Origin of the sequence: Vibrio sp. Evd11 (assembly GCF_900382755.1) — a bacterium.
Lineage (GTDB): Bacteria > Pseudomonadota > Gammaproteobacteria > Enterobacterales > Vibrionaceae > Vibrio > Vibrio lentus.
Genome location: NZ_OSDX01000001.1, coordinates 61,859 through 81,480, shown reverse-complemented (window position 1 = coordinate 81,480; position 19,622 = coordinate 61,859). Strand labels below are relative to the sequence as shown.

The window sequence follows — 19,622 nt, the reverse complement described above, 5'->3', positions numbered from 1 at the left end:
TATTACACGCTTTATTTGCTTCATCACTATCTATTTAGTTTTGCGTTCGTTAACGATTTGTTTCTACCCTAGCAACACGATCGACGTTTAGCCGTCTAGACGTAAAAATATCTATTGACTTAGATCATAGAACACCATAGCATCATCTGTAAATCGAACGAGCTATCGATATATTATTCTGTTTTACCTGCACGAGTTCCCCTATGATTAAAGTGAATCAAGTCAACAAGGTTTTTTATCAAGGCACTAAAGAAATCAATGCCTTAATTGATATCAACCTCCACATTCCTCAAGGTCAAATCTTTGGAGTCATCGGCTCTTCAGGTGCAGGCAAAAGTACCCTAATCCGCTGTGTAAACATGTTGGAAGCTCCAACGTCTGGTGAAGTGATTGTTGACGGTATTGACCTAACAACACTCAGCAAATCAGAACTCAGCGAAGCGCGTCGTAACATCGGCATGATCTTCCAGCACTTCAACCTGCTGTCTTCTCGTACTGTATTTAACAATGTAGCACTGCCTTTAGAGCTTGCTGGTAAAGATAAAGCAGCGATTGAAGCAAAAGTGAGTGAGCTACTTGAACTTGTTGGTCTATCAGACAAGCGTGACACCTATCCAGCCAACTTGAGTGGCGGTCAAAAGCAGCGTGTTGCGATTGCTCGCGCACTGGCCTCTGACCCGAAAGTATTGCTATGTGATGAAGCGACCAGTGCACTCGATCCTGCGACTACTCAATCTATTCTTGAGCTACTGCGTGAAATCAACCGCAAGCTGAACATCACTATCCTGCTTATTACTCATGAAATGGATGTAGTGAAAAGCATTTGTCACGAAGTGGCGATCATTGGCGGCGGTGAATTGGTAGAGAAAGGGACTGTCGGTGACATCTTTGCACACCCTAAGACAGAACTGGCACATCAATTTATTCGCTCAACCTTGGATCTTACGATTCCTGAAGATTACCAAGCACGCTTGCAAGAAACTCGCGTAAACAGCAGCTACCCGCTGGTACGCCTTGAGTTTACTGGCGCAACGGTCGATGCTCCGCTGATGACGCAAATCGCACGTAAGTTCAACATCGATGTCAGCATCTTAAGTTCAGACCTGGATTACGCCGGCGGCGTTAAGTTCGGCATGATGGTTGCTGAACTGTTCGGTAATGAAGCCGATGATAATGCTGCTATTCAATTCCTACGCGACAACAATGTAAAAGTAGAGGTACTTGGCTATGTCCTTTAGTTTCAACGAGATTGCTGACTGGATCAGCCTTAACGGTAACCTTCTATTAGGCGCAACAGGCGAAACCCTTTACATGGTTGCTGTAGCAGGCATTGTTGGCTTCGCTGTCGGTATCCCATTAGGCGTGATTCTACATACGACTAAAAAAGGTGGTCTGTTAGAGAACACCAAGTTAAACAAAATTCTCGGTGCGGTTGTGAACGTGGGTCGTTCAGTGCCTTTCTTAGTACTGATGGTTGCGATCATCCCACTGACTAAGATGCTGATTGGTACCTTCATTGGTACAACAGCAGCGATTGTTCCACTGACGATTGGCGCTATCCCATTCGTGGCTCGACTTATCGAAAGTGCGCTACTTGAAGTACCAACAGGTCTAGTGGAAGCGGCTCAATCAATGGGCGCAACACCAACACAAATCATCAATAAGGTTCTGCTTCCTGAAGCACTACCGACTATCATCAACTCAGTAACGATTACATTAGTGACGCTGGTGAGCTACTCAGCAATGGCAGGAACTGTTGGTGGTGGCGGCCTAGGTGATGTCGCGATTCGTTACGGATTCCACCGTTATGATGTGACTATCATGGCTGTGACGGTAGTAATGTTGATTGTGCTGGTACAAATTATTCAATCAATCGGTGATTCATTGGTTCGCCGTGTTGACCACAGATAACGACTTACAGACCAAACTCAAAGTCGTCTGAACCAAATTAAATAGATTTATTAAAAGGAGATTATTATGAAATTTAGCCTTAAAGGTTTACTTACTATCGCAGCAGCGGCATCAGCGCTAGTACTAGCAGGTTGTGGTGACAAAGAAGTCGACACTTCTAAAGTAAAAGTTGGCGTAATGGCAGGTGCTGAAGCACAAGTTGCTGAAGTTGCAGCTAAAGTAGCAAAAGAGCAGTACGGCCTAGATGTTGAACTAGTAACTTTCACAGATTACGTAACACCAAACGCGGCACTGGATGATGGCTCTATCGACATCAACGCATTCCAACACGCACCGTACCTAGATCAGCAAGTAGCTGACCGTGGCTACAAGCTAACTATCGCTGGTAACACATTTGTTTACCCAATCGCGGGTTACTCTAAAGAAGTGAAATCTGTAGACGAAATCCAAGACGGCGCGCGTATTGCGGTACCAAACGATCCAACAAACCTAGGTCGTTCTCTACTGCTTCTTGAGCAACAAGGTCTTCTTGAGCTTCGTGAAGGTGCTGGTCTTCTAGCAACCGTTCGTGACATCGTTAAGAACCCTAAGAACCTAACCATTGTTGAACTAGACGCAGCACAACTGCCACGTTCTCTAGATGACGTAGCACTGTCTATCATCAACACAACTTACGCGAGCTCTATCAACCTGACTCCGCAAAAAGACGGTATCTTCGTTGAAGACAAAGATTCTCCATACGTAAACCTAATCGTTTCTCGTGAAGAAAATCTAAACGCAGAAAACGTACAGAACTTCGTTAAAGCTTACCAAACTGAAGAAGTATACAAAGCAGCTTCTGATATCTTCCAAGGTGGCGTAGTTAAAGGTTGGTAATCAACTAAACGACAGCAATCTATAGATACCCGAAGGGGCTGACATAACGTCAGCCCCTTTTTATTGGTTAGGATTTACAAGAAAGTTCGACTTACCACCAAGCTTCCACTTGCATACCAACGCTCATTTCACTGTTTTTACCTTCACCGAAGGCATTGTCATTTTCAGCATCGTTTAGGTAAGTCGCAAAGATACGGAATTCAGGACGCGACCAGAAACCCACTTGTGGAACCCAAGCCTGAGCGATTGTAAATTTACCACCCGCCCCATCTTTGTTATCGATAGTTTCAACAAAGCCACCAATTTCAAGAATGGTACGCATACGCTTGTCCCACTTGTAAAGCGGACGAATGACAGCACTGAAAGAATCATCATCGCTATTATTCGCGCCAACCCCCGTCGACATGGCATAACGGACAGTGTGGCCAAACTCAATATTCTCACCAATCGCAAGTACACCCCAGTTAATCAATCGAAAGCCCTCGGCGTCATTATTATTTGCATCACGTACGATGCCCTTACCGGTACCAAAGGTTGTCATCTGCTCGGCATAGCCAGAGTTAGCGACTTGGAGAATCGTTTTGTTGAAGCCACCAGTAAGATTTTGATTCAAACTTGCCGTTAGCATTACGCTGTCATCCGCATCGACTGTTTGACCTTGTTTTTCATTGGCGAAGTTCATATCAATGCCGACCTCAAGATCCGCATTTTTCCACAGTGGAATCCCGGCATAGCGCACGTCAGCAATCATGGCTGTGGTTTCTTTCCCATCAAATACATCGCCCGTAACGGTGTCTTGAATCAAAGCGACCGATAATTTACCTGGCCCCATATTGATGTGTTCAACACCAGCACCAATACCACTGACATCCCAGTAGTAGTTATCAACGATGTGTACATCATGACGTTGGTAGTAACGTTCACCCGCCCAAATTCCAATATCCTTATCTTCAAACAGCCCGACCGCCTGAACATTCAATTGCACCACATCAACGCTTTTATCTGCGGCGTTCTCATCTTGGCCTTGCCAGTACGACAACATGGAATCAACTAAAAATGAAACGTCGTCCTCGGCATACACCTCTTTCTTAAAACCAAACTCGCCATACAGGTCATTTTCGTTGCCAAGTCGGCCAACTTTACTCACCTCCCATTTGCTATTTGAACCACCTTCATTACTCTGGCCAACGCCGCCACGCATGTAGCCATTGAATTCCAATGGCGTGGTTTCATCAGCGTATAAATTAGGAGCAAGTAAAGCAGTAGAGAGTGCAGCAGCAATAGGTAACAGTTTCATCGTCCATTCCTTTAAGATCTAGAATTACGTTATTCTTATACATGGGAACATTCCCATGGGATCGATCCCATGTATATTGAGAGGAATATAAATTGAAAGAGAACTGGTTGATTACTGTGATCCAGTTAACTATTGAAATGATCAAAAGTTGATGGGTGTGGAATTATTCTGGTGAATACTTAAGGACTACAGAGCGAGAGATAAAACACAGAATGGACGTATTAAAGTACAAAATTCGTTCGACAAGATGGGTTCTCCCAATACTGATAAACGATCAATATTAAGGAATAAAAAGAGAAAGAAACGGGAAGCTAACAGGGAGAAAAGCAGAGGAAAAAGTATCGAAGTATTGGCTCAGACTTCGATACTCTGAATCTAAAATAGAGCTAAGTGGGTTACTTAATATGATCCCAAGAGATGTTCGACACCAAACGGCAGTCATCACACTTGAAATAGAAAATGTCGTGGATCGGCGCATCTAACAGCCATTCACCACCACATTGTGGGCATTTACGCTCTTTTTCAGCTTTTAAGCTAATGCCGCCCACACGGTATAAGTAGTAATATGTTGGGATCTTAGTGAGGTACTCAATGCGCCCTCTTAAACCCCAGCCGCGTTTGAACAATACGCTTTTGGTATCACTGATCTCCGTCAGAGTTGCGTGTTCAGCACGACAACCACCGCCCATTTGAACTTCATCGCAGGCTTGCCATTCTGTCTGCCACTTCAGTACGGCTTTATGGTCGCCATTAAATGTCGGAGGGTTGCGATATAAAGGAATAGGCAACAAGCTGTCGCCACTGCGTAGCGGTGAACAGGTATGCACGAACGTCGTGTACAACACTTGCCAGCTCGGCGCTTCATCTTCTGCCACTTCTTCGGAGTTAAGGTCTCGGCCAAGCAAACGCATTTTAGGCGTAAGTAAGCTCGCGTTAGACAAACGGTCAAAACACACTTTAACGAAGTCTGAGTGGTTCCGTGGGTGCAAACTGTCTTGCTCTGGGCACACAACGCGAACATAAAATTCGCCGTCACCCATCACGATAGGAAACTCACGTCCCAACACTTGTCCGTTATAACGAAGTGCATCCATCAAGCCATTAACCGCCTTGTCGACAGCGCTTACCGTTGTGTTATCAAAACACTCAAATTGAAGTTCTAGTACGTACATCTATTTATACCGCTGGTTGTAACTTTTCTAAAAATTCTGCCAATGTCTCGGCTAGTACATCACGATTTTTTGTGCCTAAGCGCTCTAGAATCACGTTACCGGTTAGGTTACAGATCGAGATAACATCCAGTTCAGCATCGGTAGCTGCAATAAACACTGTCGGTTTTAGCTTCAAACGACGCTGAGTCACTAAGTGACCTAAGATATTTTCTTGCAGGCATTCGAAGTCATCATCACTCCAAATTTGCAATAAAGTCAGTTCATTACCATCAAAAGTAGCGTTCATGTCTGCGCTGTATTGTGCGCCGTAGAAAGTCTTGATGTCTTCATGCAGCGTCAACTCGATACCTGTTTCAACGTTAGTGAAATCAGCAAATTGCTCACGTGGATAGTTTTTCCATAACACGGCATCGCCGCTCTTTTCTTCTACGCAAGGCGACACAATATCCACCAACTCCTCATTGCGAGGTAAACTTTGGTGTTGCAGTTGCCACGCGTCAACGTATCGCTGACTAAAAGAAAGTAGTGCGTCTTGAGCACGTTGAGTCATGAAAATCTCCTAAACACAAAATAATAAATAGAATCCGAGCCCTTTCAGCACCGATTAAGCGATGACTTAATGACAGGGTAATGGGGATTCAGTAAAATCGACCCCATTCTAATCGAATTTGAAACGAAAGTATGAGCAAATATTCTGACGCAAAAGAGCTAGCGGGTTTAACCCTAGGCCAAAAAACTGAGTACTCTAACCAATACGATGCAAGTTTATTGCAACCAGTACCTCGTAGCCTGAATCGTGATGACCTTGCGCTAAACGGTGACCTGCCTTTTGTTGGCCATGATATTTGGACGATGTACGAACTTTCGTGGCTAAACAGCAACGGCCTACCACAAGTGGCTGTGGGTGAAGTTTTCATCCCTGCAACCAGCCCAAATTTAATTGAATCAAAATCTTTCAAGCTGTACTTGAACAGCTACAACCAGACTCAATTTGAAAACTGGGACCAAGTCACTGAGCGCCTGACCCAAGATTTGTCTGTATGTGCAGGCGAAACGGTGATAGTGAATGTAAACTCAGTAACCGATTACACCAACCAGCCTATCGTAACGATGGAAGGCGACTGTATCGATAACCAAGACATCCAAATCACTAGTTACGACTTTGAAGCGTCACTGCTTGAAGGGGCTGCTGGCGAGCAAGATGTTGAAGAAACACTGCACAGCCATCTATTGAAGTCGAACTGCTTGATCACTAATCAGCCAGACTGGGGCAGCGTTGAGATCGCATATTCAGGTAAGCAAATTGACCGTGAAGCTCTGCTACGCTATTTAGTTTCTTTCCGTGAGCACAATGAATTCCACGAACAATGTGTTGAACGTATCTTCACTGATATCATGAAATACTGTGGCCCATCGAAGCTAATCGTGTTCGCACGTTACACGCGTCGTGGTGGTCTGGATATCAACCCATATCGTTCAACCGAGCAAGATAGACCAAGCCACAATAAGCGTATGGCTCGCCAATAATCAGGCGAAAAGCACTTACTCTTATTTGAACCTATCCAATCTTTAAAGGGACATTGAAATGCGTTGGTTATACGTTGTTAGTCTATTTATTTTAAGCTTCAGTACATCGGTCAATGCGTCGGTCTACTCGTCGGCGTTACTCAACGAGGCTAACAACCTTGTAGAGATTGAGCCGAGCCAAGCAAAACAAATGGCCAACAGTTACCTAACGCTGCGTGTCCTTTCAGATCAACGTGAGAAAAGCCCATCGGCTATTTCTCGCGAAGAAACTGATTCTTCCATTCGAACGCCAAACAGCAGTATTGATGCGTACAAAATCTTAGCCAAAGCTGAATACAACCTTGGCCATACTCATACTGCCATTCAGCACATTGAAGAAGCCTCAGAACTGGCTAAAACTTATAAGCTTGAATACCTAACGCTTGATCTACAGATACTGAAAGTTAGATTGCTTTGGCTCAGCGATAAAAAGTCGACGAAAGCAAAAAATGAACTCGTCAGTATTGAAGCGAACCTAGAATCAATCAACAAAACGCTGCGTCTAACAGAAGGCATCACCTATCGATTGATCATGTTGAAGGCGGAGATCGCCTCTTATGAAAACAAAATCGACGAAGCCGAAAAGTACTACCAAGAAGCTAAAACATTCCTAGATCAGCGCTACTCTGAAAAAGTCACGATTGATTACCATATCTCTGTTGGTGAGTTTTATCTGACCCACAAAGAATATAACCACGCACTTTCTGAATTGTTGTATGGCTACTGGAAATCAGTGGAAGGCAACCTAAGTTCGCGCTTGGCTAAAGTAAACCGCCTGCTTGCACAACTTTTCTTCGAGCGACAAGTCCTAGACAAAGCACTAGAGCATCTATCTCAAGCTGCTGATTTTTATGATAACTTCGAAAATTCTCCCGTATTAGCACAAGTGCTTAAGAAGATGGGTGATGTGTACTTCTTCCAAGGTAAATACAACCTTGCCCTCGTGCATTTCTTCAACGTCCTTGATCACGAGAGTACAGACCGAGATATCCACCAAGTCATTGATATTCGTCTAAGTTTATCGGCAACCTATCTGCGCCTTTATAACTACCCTCTAGCCGAGCAATACCTAACCCGTGCTCTTGAGCTGCTGGAATATACGGACATTCCAAAGCTGGAAGGTCGTGCTGCACTGTTATCAGCAGGATTGGCTTATCACCTGCAAGAGAGCGAAGATGTGATAAAGCATGCGACACGTGCGCTTGAGATCTCACGTCAGATAGAGAACATGCGTCTTTCGCAGCGTTCGTACTACTTACTCTCTTTAGGTTATGAGCAGGCAGGTCGTCCGCAACAAGCGTTGGCTAACCTTAAGCAGTACAACAGCCTTGTCTCTTTGGAACAGCAAAAGCTCAACCGTGTTGGTGAAGACGCATTCCGCCAACAGAAAGAGTTTGCCGAACAAACCCTGCACTACGCAGGCCAAGCGCAAGAGCTAGAAAAGTACAAACTAGAGCATCGCAAGTTCCAGAAAATATCGTTCGCCCTATTCTTGTTCAGTATTATCTTGTTCTTCTTTGTGCTTCGCCGTGGCTACCTCATTCAAACCTTAGCCAAAGAAGTCGACTCACTACGAACAGACTTGTTTACACACTCGCGATCTAAGCTCCCGAACCTCAGAATGCTGAATGCCAAGCTGTCCAACTCGCTAGAACAAACCAGCCAAACCTTCGAACAGTGGCAACTTGGCGAGCTAATCTATGAACCATTGAATGATCGTCTCCGCTTCGTGATGATTGATTTACCCTTCCTACGTAACATGTATACGCAGAACGGTTATAAAGCGGGTCTAGAGTTAGAAGATGCTTTTGGTGAATTCTTGAAAGAGAAGCTTGAAGGCCCTGCTCGTGTCTATCACTTCTCAGACGCGAACCTGCTTTACATCGAACCTAACTCAGACCGAGATTCATCACCAGAGACGATGTTTAAAAAGATACAATCTTGGATTACCGACTTTGAACCCAAGCGTAATATCAACCGAACAATTCGTATGGGTATCGCTGACTACCCGTTCTTGCCTAGAGCTTACACCGCTATTAATGACCAAGAGCTGTTGGATGTTTTATTGATGTCGACGAACCTAGCACGAGAAATCAGCCTTAAAGAGCGAAGCAGCCAATGGGTATATCTCAAAGCCATTGATAATGCGCCCGCAGCAAGCCTTGCAACAGGTAACATAAGAGAAGCTTGTAAACATGCGATTAATCAAGGGTTAATAAAAATACAATCGTCCTACCAGAATGAGGACAACATCAAAAAAATGCTAAAAGATGACTGATTTGCGAGCGGTTGAGGCCTGCAACTCGTGACCTTATTTTTAGTTTTGTTATTATCGATGCAATGGAATTTCATCTAAACGATCGTGATCGGTCTACTCGGCGCTAATTAATACATCTATGGGCATTCTCGAACAAGACATTCACGCGCAACTCCACCAGCTGAAAGTTCAGCTGGAACAAGTTCGTTTGACACAGAGAGACACTTCGTTCAAGTTTATTAGAGAGCAGAAAGTTCTAAAGCGTATCGTTACATCATTAAGTGACGCGTGCGTTGGAAGTAACGAACATTTAGATGAAAACCTTATTGCCTTGCGGGAAGAGCTAGAAAAGCAAAAAGACATTAGCTCAATGATCCCCAAATTGGCAGTATTAGAAAGGATGCTTAAGCAGAAAACGTTGGCTATGGATAAACAGAACGGATATCTGGACGATAGCATTAAGCACAGTGGTGAAACGCTACAACGCATTACTGGTCTTCCAGCGCAGTTGAAACGCGATCTACGAAACTTACTTAGCTTCTCCGAATGCAATGGCAGTCAGAAAGTCGACCACGCCATGAAGCTTCTCAGTATTTATGAGCGTGCCATAAAGATTATGGCGAACAACTCTCGCACTCATTTTGGCGATACAGCTCAATCTCCTGAGCAAGAATTACTTTCGGATCTTTCCACAGAGTTACAACACTTGATCACTGAACTCGACTTCGAGGGTGAATCAGGTGACTCGCTTATCGATATTCGAGCAAAGCTCCTATTGGGTGTTTCAACACAAAACCTACTTGAACTGTCACTTCAGATTCTCAAACTGGTTATTGAAGGCACTAATTTAGAGCGTAAGAAATCTGAACAGTTTATCGATCAGCTCAATGCTTCACTCTCTTCTAGCATCAAAACTGCAGACCAAAATACCGATCAAAGCCAAAGCTATTTTGAGCACCGCCAAGGCCTTAACTCTGAGTTAAGCGACCTTGTCGTCAAAAGTCAAAACTCGGTTGAGAAAGCCACTGATATTACTGTCTTGAAGCAGTCGATTAATCCGCTTCTTAGCGAGATAGCTTCTCTGTCAGAGCGACTCAATCATGCAGAGCAGAAAGAACAAGCTTTGATCGAACGAATGAGTTACGGAAAGACTCAACTAAATTCTCTTTACGAAGTGACCCAAGACTACAGAAAGCGTCTTGAGGATCAGGCTCAGCGTATGCTGCTTGACCCACTCACTAAGGTTTACAATCGTACCGCTTTTACCGATCGCTTAGAGCTTGAGTACCGTCGTTGGATTCGCGCACAACACTCACTACGCGTTGTACTGCTAGACATCGATAATTTTAAAGCAATTAACGATAGCTTTGGTTATACCGCGGGTGATAAAGCACTTAAAATCATCGCAAGAACCATCATTAAAGAGGTCGGCATTACTGATACTGTGGCTCGTTTTTCTGGTGAAGAGTTCGTCTTGTTACTTCCAGAACAAACGGATGAATATTGCCATCAGGTGATTCAGAACATTCAGGCTCAAGTAAGTCGCTTACCTTTTAAATTCCGCGACCAACAGATCACCATTACTCTGTGTGCGGCAAGTACTCAGTTTAAAGAATCAGATACACCGGAAGAAGTGCTAGAGCGATTAAATAAGACGCTAAATAAAGCAAAACAACGTGGCACTAACCAAATCATTTGGCACTAAGCCAGCCTAACATTTAATTTATTTCATTTTTTCAAATACTTATCACATACCAATTCCCTCAATGTTTGCTAAGCTAATGATTAACATTCGCTTAACAAGCATTTTTGACAAGCAATGCGTATAGAAGCTTTTAAGTCTCTATATATGAACTTAAGAAACTGTATGTATGAACTTAAGTCTCTTTATATATGAACCTAAGAATCAGTGTATACGTACTTAAGCATCTGTATATAGGCTCGTAAGCCATTCTAACTAAGTCATTAAGCAACGCTGTCGTAACCGTTTCGTCTGGTTAACTCTCTCACCTTTAACCAAACACTTTCAACGTTTGCTTCTCACCTCGAGCCAGAGGGTCACTTCAACGTCCCCTGCTCTTTTCAACAAGGAGGCACTATGATCACTCATATCAGCCCTGCCGGTAGCATGGATTTACTCTCTCAACTTGAAGTTGAGCGTCTTAAGAAAACCGCTTCTAGTGATCTGTACCAACTGTATCGTAACTGTACGTTAGCGGTACTCAACTCGGGTAGCCACACCGACAACTCCAAAGAGTTGCTCGACAAGTATCAATCGTTTGATGTTGAGGTCGTCCGTCGTGAGCGAGGAATCAAGCTCGAACTGAGCAACCCTCCAGAACATGCCTTTGTCGATGGTGAAATCATCAAGGGTATCCAAGAACACTTATTCTCAGTGTTGCGCGACATTGTCTATGTCAACATGCATCTTGCAGATAACCAAAGACTCAACCTGACCAATGCCACTCATATTACCAACCTTGTATTTGGTATTTTGAGAAATGCAGGCGCACTTACGCCAGGTATCGAACCTAACCTGATCGTGTGTTGGGGTGGTCATTCAATTAATGCAACTGAATACCAATACACTCGCGAAGTGGGGAATGAACTTGGCCTACGTGAACTGAATATCTGTACCGGTTGTGGACCGGGGGCAATGGAAGGGCCAATGAAAGGAGCTGCAATTGGTCACGCGAAACAGCGTTACACCGATCATCGTTATCTGGGGCTGACCGAGCCTTCGATCATTGCGGCTGAGCCACCAAACCCAATAGTGAACGAACTGGTGATCATGCCAGATATCGAGAAGCGTCTTGAGGCATTCGTTCGTATGGCGCATGGCATTATCATTTTCCCAGGCGGCCCCGGCACAGCCGAAGAGCTACTGTACATCTTAGGGATTATGATGCACCCAAATAACGTCGACCAACCAATGCCGATTGTTTTAACAGGCTCAAAAGAGAGTGAAGCTTACTTCCGCTCTATCGACAAGTTCATCGGCGAAACCTTAGGGCCTGATGCGCAAAAACACTATGATATCGTAATTGATGACCCAGCACGCGCTGCGAAAATCATGAAACAAGCGATGCCAGATGTGCGATCTCACCGTAAAGAGACTGGCGATGCCTACAGCTACAACTGGTCACTGCATATTGAACCTGAGTTCCAACTGCCATTCGACCCTACGCATGAATCTATGGCGGCGCTTGATCTGCATATGGATCAGAAAACAGAAAGCCTTGCGGCTAATCTACGTAAAGCCTTCTCAGGAATTGTAGCAGGTAACGTCAAAGCTGAAGGTATTTTGGAGATAGAGAAACATGGCCCCTTCCTGATTGATGGCGACAAAGAGCTGATGACAAAAATGGACCAGCTGCTGAATGACTTTGTTGAACAACATCGAATGAAACTGCCGGGAGGCACTGACTATGTTCCTTGCTATAAAATTATGCCTAGCAGCGAATAACGGCAAGTAACTGATAACAAGCCACAAGAATAAAGTTAAACAAGTCATGACGTTTACGTCACCAAAGTTTCAACTCACCAAGTGATACGTTACTATAAGGGGCTAGCAGCCCCTTATTTATTGCCTATTTAGTGGAAACTTATGTCTATCCATCTTGTTATTATCGATGCCTTGAACCTCATCCGACGCGTGCACTCTGTTCAGCCGGACCCAACCGATATTGCAAGAACCATCACCACGACAGCTCGCACTCTTAATCGCATCCTAAACGAATCAAAGCCCACTCATATCATTGCGGTATTTGATCATCATTTACAAGATCGAGGTTGGCGTGCGGAAGTCCTTCCCGCTTATAAGCAAAACCGTAAGCCGATGCCAGAACCTTTAATGAAAGGTCTCGATGCGATTCAACAAGCTTGGTGGGAATTAGGGATTGATTCACTGCTGTCTGATGGCGATGAAGCAGACGATCTAGTAGCTACACTCGCTAAGAAAGTGGCTGATCATGGAGAAACGGTTACTATCATCTCGACAGATAAGGGCTACTGCCAACTGTTGTCTCCAACGCTACAAATCCGTGATTATTTCCAACACCGTTGGTTAGATAAACCCTTTATCGAAGCGGAATTTGGCGTAAAGCCAGAGCAACTAGCAGATTACTGGGGGTTAACAGGCGTCAGCTCAAGCCAAGTCCCCGGAATTCCAGGTATAGGGCCAAAAGCAGCCAAAGAGATATTAACGACATACCCTGATATCGAAACAGCATTCCTAGCTGAAGACTTACCGAAAAAGTATCGTAAGAAATTCGATGAGCATATCGAGTCGGCTCGCGTATGTAAGCTCGTTTCTGCACTCAAAACAGACATCGATTTAGGTTTTAATCTGCAAGATATTCGCTACGAAGCTGTGTCTTAATCCAACGTTACAAATTTAGTCATTAAAAGCTAACCGTTAGAAACAGATCGCTTATAAATCAAAAAAATTAGAAACTCAATCATTAGAAAGCAGAAAAGCCTTAGTCTGAACTAAGGCTTTTTTGTTGTTTCATTTTAAGACGAAACATTGCACTTATACTGATAACTCTCTATTTCTAGAGTAACTTTCAGCTAAGAGCAGATTAGAAGCTATAAGCGATAGAAGCTTTAAAGTTACGACCTGCTTCATAGCTGGTGTACTTTTCTGAACCCCAAGAGATACCAAAACCAGTATGCTCAGCGTACTTCTTATCAAGCAGGTTATCGATACCAAGGTTCATCTCTAGGTCTTTAGCAAACGTCGGTGTGTAAGCCGCCCAAATGTTGTGTGTAGCGAAACCAGAGCGTTTGATCTCTTTGCCTTTTTCGTTCTCGTAATCGTTCCCCGGAACAAAGCGAGAGTCCCAACCAAACACAAATTCATTGTTTAGGCTGTAGTTAAAACCGGCCTTAAAGTTATGAATACCGGTTTTATTCATGTGGCTTGTCTTGCCATTTTTCAGGCTCTTTTGCTCGCCATCAGAGTAAGAGTGGTTAGCGTAAACACTTAACGCGTCTAACTGATAGCTCAATACAGTCTCTACACCCCAAACTTCAACATCATACTTATTCGATAATGTTGCGTTGTTCTTAGTTGGGTGCATTTGGTTATCAAGGTCATAGGTATAAGCCGTGAAACCTAGAATCGCGTAATCAGCCGCAAGCAAACGTGTTAGCTCGTAATCAAAACCTGCTTCGTAGTTATTACCCGTCATCGCCTTAGTATCAGACTGCTTAACTTTGCTTGGTGCTTTCATCGTTAGCGTTTCTGGTAGTGACGCGCCTTTAAACAGACGACCGTAACCCACACGAAGTTTTAGGTTTTCCGTTGTTTGGTATTCACCTTTGAACTTTGGAGATAGCTGATCAAACTCGCCCTTATACACGCCACCCAGTTTATGAACGTCGTAACGAAGGCCCGTTGTTAAACGGAAGTCGCTGAACTCGTACATATCTTGCAGATACAGACCATAAGCCGTCACGGTACCACCATCCATGCTGTAGTTCTCGGTTTGACCTTGCTTAGTACCGCTTTGGTAAACGCCATCGCCAGCATCAATCCATTGTTCAGCTTTGTAACCATCAAGACCGTAAGTAAGCTCATGCTCACCAACCCAAGAGATATTACGAATGTCACCACCGATGGTCGTCACGTTGTATTCACGATCAGGGATAGCAATTGTACCGTCTTTAATCCAATCGCCGTTCGCGTCTTTGTCCCAAGCAGTGTCAACAAGCGCGTCACGATCCATGTACTGACGGTTGTAGTAGACGTTAGTTTTCAGATGAACCAAATCACTGCCTGCATCGTATTCATGCTGCAGAGTCACAGTATCTCGGTTTAGTGAGTGGTAGTTGTGCTCGTCGTCAGCATACAGTGCACCGGCCTTCTCACCAGAAAGCTGACGCTTACCGCCATCACTGTATCGGTTGAACGTTAATTTGAATTCGTTGGCGTCATTTGGGATGAAAACAACCTTAGCTAAGCCAGACTTCAGCTCACCCTGCTTTGATGTTACCGCTTTCTGATCGGGAATATGCAGGTCACCATCTTCTGAGTAGTTAGCAATACCCATGAACTGCAGTTTGTCGTTCACTTTTGCGTACACTGCCACGTTGGTTGCGAAGCGCTCGTAAGCCGTTTGGTAGCTTGTTTTTACTCGAGCGCCAATGCTTTCACCTGGCTTAAGAAAGTCGCTCGGGTCTTTCGTCTCGTAACTAAACGAACCGTTGATCGCACCTGAACCCGATAGCGCAGAATTACCACCTAGTTCAATTTCGGCGCGCTTAAGCATCGCAGGATCAATTGCTTGGTCGCCTGAGTGGTGGAAGAGCTGGCCTTCTTGACGAGCACCATCAATGGTCACTACGGAAAATTTATCTTCCATACCACGTACAAACACTTTTCGAGAGTAACGTGCGTTTCCGTCTACCGTTACGCTAGGCATGGTGTTCAGAACATCTTTGATGTCCGATGCTTGTTTCTTTTCAAGGATATCTGAATTGATTTCTGTCTGAACAAGTTGATCAAGAGCGGAACCGATAACGACAACGGTTTCTGTGTCGTCTGCAGCAAGGGCAGTAAATGAAGTCAAGGCAACCGTAACGGCCACTGATAATGCTTTAAGTTTCATATTGTGTTTTTATAATTTATAGAATCAAGTAAGGAAGCGTGAATATTACACACTTTGAATGATAATTCTTATCATTTACATTCTTTACTTACATTCACTTACTTTTAATAAAATCACTTTTGGCTAGAATGTTCTTGTTGTAAAACTTACTTAGTTTTGCCGCTGAATTATTAATTAAATCCTGCTTCGTATCACCCCTGAATTAGGTAGCCGTAAGTCTCGATCTCTTACGGCTTTTTTAACTGACGAACGCAGAGGTTAAAGCAATAATCGGCGACGATGACCAAGCGACCAACCAAAAACGTCACCATCTATACCACCAAATTGCAGATACAAAAAATGCCCCATAAAGGAGCATTTTATTGGCCACTGACAAGCCGGTTAATGACTGATATTAGTCACTCTTCACTGCACTAACAATTAGTACGGTGAGATATTCGAAAGCGACTGAATATGAACCGTGATCTCTTCGCGATCATGATAAAGGTGCTTCGCCTGCATCTTGAATTTAACTTTGTTATCGATAAGGAACTGTTTTAGGTTCTCGATATCTTGTAGTACTTCATCGTAGCGACCTTTCATTGGCAACTTAAGGTTAAACAGAGCTTCTTTCGCCCAACCTTTGATGATCCACTCACCCATAAGGTGTGCAACACGAGCTGGCTTTTCAACCATGTCACAGATAATCCAAGTCACGTTCTTACGGTCTGGTTCGAACTTAAAGCCATCCACCATGTGGTGCTTAATTTGACCCGTTTCCATCAGGCTATCTGCCATCATGCCGTTATCGACACAGTGAACAAACATAGATCGCTTAACCAATTGGTAAGTCCAACCACCTGGACACGCACCTAAATCTACGCCCCACATACCCGGAGCCAGACGCTCGTCCCACTCATCACGAGGGATGAATACGTGGAATGCTTCTTCTAGCTTCAATGTAGAACGGCTTGGCGCATCTGATGGGAATTTCAAACGAGGAATGCCCATGAAGAACTGTGAGTTGTTGGTTGGGTAAGAGTAACCAACAAAACAGTGACCCGGCGCGATAAAGCATAAATGAAGCACTGGCTTCTTAGCGTTATCTTTCGCAGTCATCAGGCCTTTACCACGCATTGCTTGACGCATCGGCACGGTAAACTTACGGCAGAACTTCAAAAGCTCTTTCGCTTCATTGGTATCTGGCGTTTCAATACGGATATCACCACAACGCGGGAAGCCTTCTTTCTCAGAAAGCGCCTCAAGAATTGGAGAGATACGATCGTCTGTTGGGAGATCTTTGATTTCAACAGCAACCGCTAACATTTGACGAGCAAAGATCAGTGATTGGAAATCAACTTCTTTGATCAGCTTATCGGCTTCGCCAGCTTGATAACATTCAAACAATACAAAGCCTGTATTGCTCTTTAAGCGAGGAAAACCAAACACTTCCAGTTGTGTTGCCTTGTCTTGAATTTCGCCAGCACATTCTTTTTCAAAACCAGAGCGACAATAAAGTAGTACGTGTTTCACTGAGTTACCTCTTTTATATTCAAAGCAGCGAAGGAGAAGACTCCCCAACCAATGATAAATAGTAGACCACCAAACGGTGTTATAGGGCCAAACCATTTTATTCCTGTCAGTGCTAAGCCATAAAGGCTGCCACTAAAACAAAGGATGCCGATGATAAAGCAAATTGCCGCAATGAAAAAATATTTTTGTGATTTAGCGCCAAGTTTCATCTGTAGCAGAGCGCCACACGCCAATATCGCCAGAGTATGGATAAACTGGTACTGAACACCGGTCTCAAACACGCCTAGCAGATACTCAGGTAAAATAGCTTTCAAGCCGTGCGCGGCAAATGCCCCAAGCATTACGGCAATCGCACCAGAAATGCCCGCGATAGTGAGTAAATACTTACTTCTCATTGAGCACCTCTTTGATAAACGCAGATAACTTCTCAACGGTTAACGCAATATTCTGCTGTTCGGTGTAACCAGAACTCTTACGAGGCTTAAAGCTGTGGTCGCCATCAGGGATAAATTCAACACGAATAGAATCCGACAGATCGAAGTCAGCAAACTCTTCACGCTTACCAAAGGTATCGCGCTCGCCTTGTAGAATAAGACATGGCTTTGTTAACTCAGCCAAGTGCTCACCTTTGTATTTCTCTGGTTTGCCTGGGGGATGAAAGGGAAAACCCAAACATGCCATTGCTGCCACCTTATCAACTTCAGACAAATGGCTCGCCATGCGTCCTCCCATCGACTTACCACCAATCACAAGCTTATCGGCATCAACCTGCTCAATAATCTCTTGGTAGGCTTCAAGTAGCTTAGGTGCTCTGTCAGGTGGACGACGCTTGCCATCTTCAGCTCGCTTAATCATGTAAGGGAAATTGAAGCGAATCACTCGTATTCCTTTAAACGCCAACCCTTTGGCTACCGACTGCATGAATTCATGATCCATACCAGCACCGGCGCCGTGCGCAAAGACAAAGGTTACTGGGTTGTCTTCACCATCAATAATTAGGTTACTCATCGAGTAAGTCCTCTTGTTCGCTTTGTGCTTTCGCTAACATCCAATCTCGGAAGGTCGCAATACGTCCCATGTCGGCTTGTTTCTCATGACACACCACATAGAAGGCATTTTTACTCACCAACACTTCATCAAATGGAGCCAACAATCGGCCGGCCTCGATTTCAGGCTGAGCCAAAACGTTGTTCCCCAGAGCAATACCTTGCCCATGGGCAGCAGCTTGCAACACCATGGTCGAGTGGCTAAAGATAGGGCCGTGATTCACGTTAACGCCATCAATGCCATTTTGTTTCGCGAACTGTTTCCAATCTTTTCTAGAGGTATCATGCAGTAGCGTATGGCATGCCAAATCGCTTAACGATTCTAGAGGTTTCGTTCCGAGCAACACCGACGGTGAGCAAAGAGGAATTAAGTATTCTTGGTAAAGCTTATCAGCTCTAAGCCCCGACCAATTGCCTCGCCCGTAGTAAATAGCCACGTCTACGTCATCCGTTAGCGAGCCTTCATCCATATCTACAGCTTTGATTCGCACATCGATATCCGGTTCTTGCTGATTAAAGTCAGCCAACCTTGGTACTAACCATTGAATCGCAAAACTTGGCGGTAAGCTGATGGTCAATGCACCCTTCTCGCTTCGCTCAAGTACCTTGTCTGTCGCCTCAGCCAAAGAAGTGAAGATATCTTTAATATCTAAGAAGTAGCTTTGACCCTCTTCAGTCAGCAACAAAGAGCGGTTTCTTCGGCGAAAGAGCTTTAATGACAAGAATTCTTCAAGCGCCTTAATTTGATGACTTACTGCAGCTTGAGTAACAAATAACTCTTCTGCGGCACGCGTAAAACTCAAGTGTCGAGCCGCGGCTTCAAACACTCTCAAGGAGTTTAATGGGGGTAATCGACGAGACATAGTTACTCTCTAAATTGGCATTAGTTTTTTTTATCTGAAACATTATAATTTGTCCATTGCCTAGCGGCCAGAGAAATTCTATATTTCATCCCGCAGCAGCTAGCCTGAACGGCTTGATTCTCTCCAGAATCAATTGGTTTAGCTCCTGCGATGTTGTGTTTGCAAACTCGTACTTTTCGAGTTGGGTAGAGTTCTACCAAATGTTTTGTTGCAGTTCCATACTGAAACGAGGCATATACTTCCTGTATTTATTTTGACCTGTCTGTCAAATTGGTTTGCACCGCCTTTAAGGCGGTGTTTTTTTATGCCCAAAGTAAAATAACAACAAGTTTATCAATAGCTGTGCTAATTAATCTTTATTATTTTTCATCGCTAATCACAGAATCAGACACCCACTCAAATAATCAACTGAACACATACAAATAGAACCATTGAGTTGCACTACAAAGTAACAGAATACTTCAAGATACTCACACTTCTTCAGTTACATATAAATCCGTTTAGAGCT

16 protein-coding genes are annotated in these 19,622 nt (G+C 44.1%); 8 read left to right on the top strand and 8 right to left on the bottom strand.

Annotated features, from left to right (window positions below):
- Positions 1-203: 203 nt before the first annotated feature.
- The 3 genes from metN (at position 204) to ED652_RS00315 (ending at position 2,787) form a co-directional block, all read left to right on the top strand.
- The gene (metN, locus tag ED652_RS00325) at positions 204-1,238 is read left to right on the top strand and encodes a methionine ABC transporter ATP-binding protein MetN (RefSeq protein WP_065103078.1); all 1,035 of its coding nucleotides are present in this window, start codon (positions 204-206) and stop codon (positions 1,236-1,238) included.
- The gene (locus ED652_RS00320; protein WP_004734372.1) at positions 1,228-1,911 is read left to right on the top strand and encodes a methionine ABC transporter permease; all 684 of its coding nucleotides are present in this window, start codon (positions 1,228-1,230) and stop codon (positions 1,909-1,911) included. Before metN ends, ED652_RS00320 begins: the two co-directional genes overlap by 11 nt.
- Positions 1,912-1,977: 66 nt before the next feature.
- The gene (locus ED652_RS00315; RefSeq protein WP_122053178.1) at positions 1,978-2,787 is read left to right on the top strand and encodes a MetQ/NlpA family lipoprotein; all 810 of its coding nucleotides are present in this window, start codon (positions 1,978-1,980) and stop codon (positions 2,785-2,787) included.
- 91 nt (positions 2,788-2,878) lie between these two features.
- Here the strand turns inward: ED652_RS00315 and ED652_RS00310 are convergent, their stop codons facing one another.
- The 3 genes from ED652_RS00310 to syd form a co-directional block, all read right to left on the bottom strand.
- Positions 2,879-4,084: a carbohydrate porin gene (locus ED652_RS00310; RefSeq protein ID WP_122053177.1), complete on the bottom strand. Its 1,206-nt coding sequence runs from the start codon at positions 4,082-4,084 to the stop codon at positions 2,879-2,881.
- A 395-nt stretch (positions 4,085-4,479) separates the two neighbouring features.
- Positions 4,480-5,256, bottom strand: a complete 777-nt coding sequence (locus ED652_RS00305) for a Zn-ribbon-containing protein (RefSeq protein WP_017106286.1) — start codon at positions 5,254-5,256, stop codon at positions 4,480-4,482.
- A 4-nt stretch (positions 5,257-5,260) separates the two neighbouring features.
- Positions 5,261-5,806, bottom strand: coding sequence for a SecY-interacting protein (gene syd, locus ED652_RS00300; RefSeq protein WP_017106285.1), 546 nt, complete (start codon positions 5,804-5,806; stop codon positions 5,261-5,263).
- Between the two features lie 131 nt (positions 5,807-5,937).
- Here syd and queF point away from each other — a divergent pair, with 131 nt between their 5' ends.
- The 5 genes from queF (at position 5,938) to xni (ending at position 13,460) form a co-directional block, all read left to right on the top strand.
- On the top strand, positions 5,938-6,783 hold the full coding sequence (gene queF / locus ED652_RS00295) for an NADPH-dependent 7-cyano-7-deazaguanine reductase QueF (protein WP_122053176.1): 846 nt from the start codon (positions 5,938-5,940) through the stop codon (positions 6,781-6,783).
- A 58-nt stretch (positions 6,784-6,841) separates the two neighbouring features.
- Positions 6,842-9,100, top strand: coding sequence for a lipopolysaccharide assembly protein LapB (locus ED652_RS00290; protein ID WP_122053175.1), 2,259 nt, complete (start codon positions 6,842-6,844; stop codon positions 9,098-9,100).
- Between the two features lie 118 nt (positions 9,101-9,218).
- On the top strand, positions 9,219-10,784 hold the full coding sequence (locus ED652_RS00285) for a GGDEF domain-containing protein (protein WP_122053174.1): 1,566 nt from the start codon (positions 9,219-9,221) through the stop codon (positions 10,782-10,784).
- A gap of 393 nt (positions 10,785-11,177) precedes the next feature.
- Complete coding sequence (gene ppnN / locus ED652_RS00280) at positions 11,178-12,545, top strand: nucleotide 5'-monophosphate nucleosidase PpnN (RefSeq protein WP_122053173.1); 1,368 nt, start codon at positions 11,178-11,180, stop codon at positions 12,543-12,545.
- Between the two features lie 141 nt (positions 12,546-12,686).
- Entirely contained in the window at positions 12,687-13,460 is a 774-nt protein-coding gene (gene xni, locus ED652_RS00275) for a flap endonuclease Xni (protein WP_009847458.1), read from the top strand.
- Between the two features lie 202 nt (positions 13,461-13,662).
- On the opposite strand, the gene ED652_RS00270 is transcribed toward xni, so the two are convergent.
- The 5 genes from ED652_RS00270 to ED652_RS00250 all read right to left on the bottom strand — a co-directional run bounded on the left by ED652_RS00270 (position 13,663) and on the right by ED652_RS00250 (position 19,114).
- Complete coding sequence (locus tag ED652_RS00270) at positions 13,663-15,693, bottom strand: TonB-dependent receptor (RefSeq protein ID WP_122053172.1); 2,031 nt, start codon at positions 15,691-15,693, stop codon at positions 13,663-13,665.
- A 420-nt stretch (positions 15,694-16,113) separates the two neighbouring features.
- Positions 16,114-17,205, bottom strand: coding sequence for a 23S rRNA (cytidine(2498)-2'-O)-methyltransferase RlmM (rlmM, locus tag ED652_RS00265; RefSeq protein WP_029223477.1), 1,092 nt, complete (start codon positions 17,203-17,205; stop codon positions 16,114-16,116).
- A complete protein-coding gene (locus ED652_RS00260) occupies positions 17,202-17,600 on the bottom strand; it encodes a DUF423 domain-containing protein (protein WP_065103071.1) in 399 nt (132 codons plus the stop codon). Before ED652_RS00260 ends, rlmM begins: the two co-directional genes overlap by 4 nt.
- Entirely contained in the window at positions 17,590-18,213 is a 624-nt protein-coding gene (locus ED652_RS00255) for an alpha/beta fold hydrolase (RefSeq protein WP_122053171.1), read from the bottom strand. Before ED652_RS00255 ends, ED652_RS00260 begins: the two co-directional genes overlap by 11 nt.
- Entirely contained in the window at positions 18,206-19,114 is a 909-nt protein-coding gene (locus ED652_RS00250) for a transcriptional regulator GcvA (RefSeq protein ID WP_017106275.1), read from the bottom strand. Before ED652_RS00250 ends, ED652_RS00255 begins: the two co-directional genes overlap by 8 nt.
- Positions 19,115-19,622 lie beyond the last annotated feature (508 nt).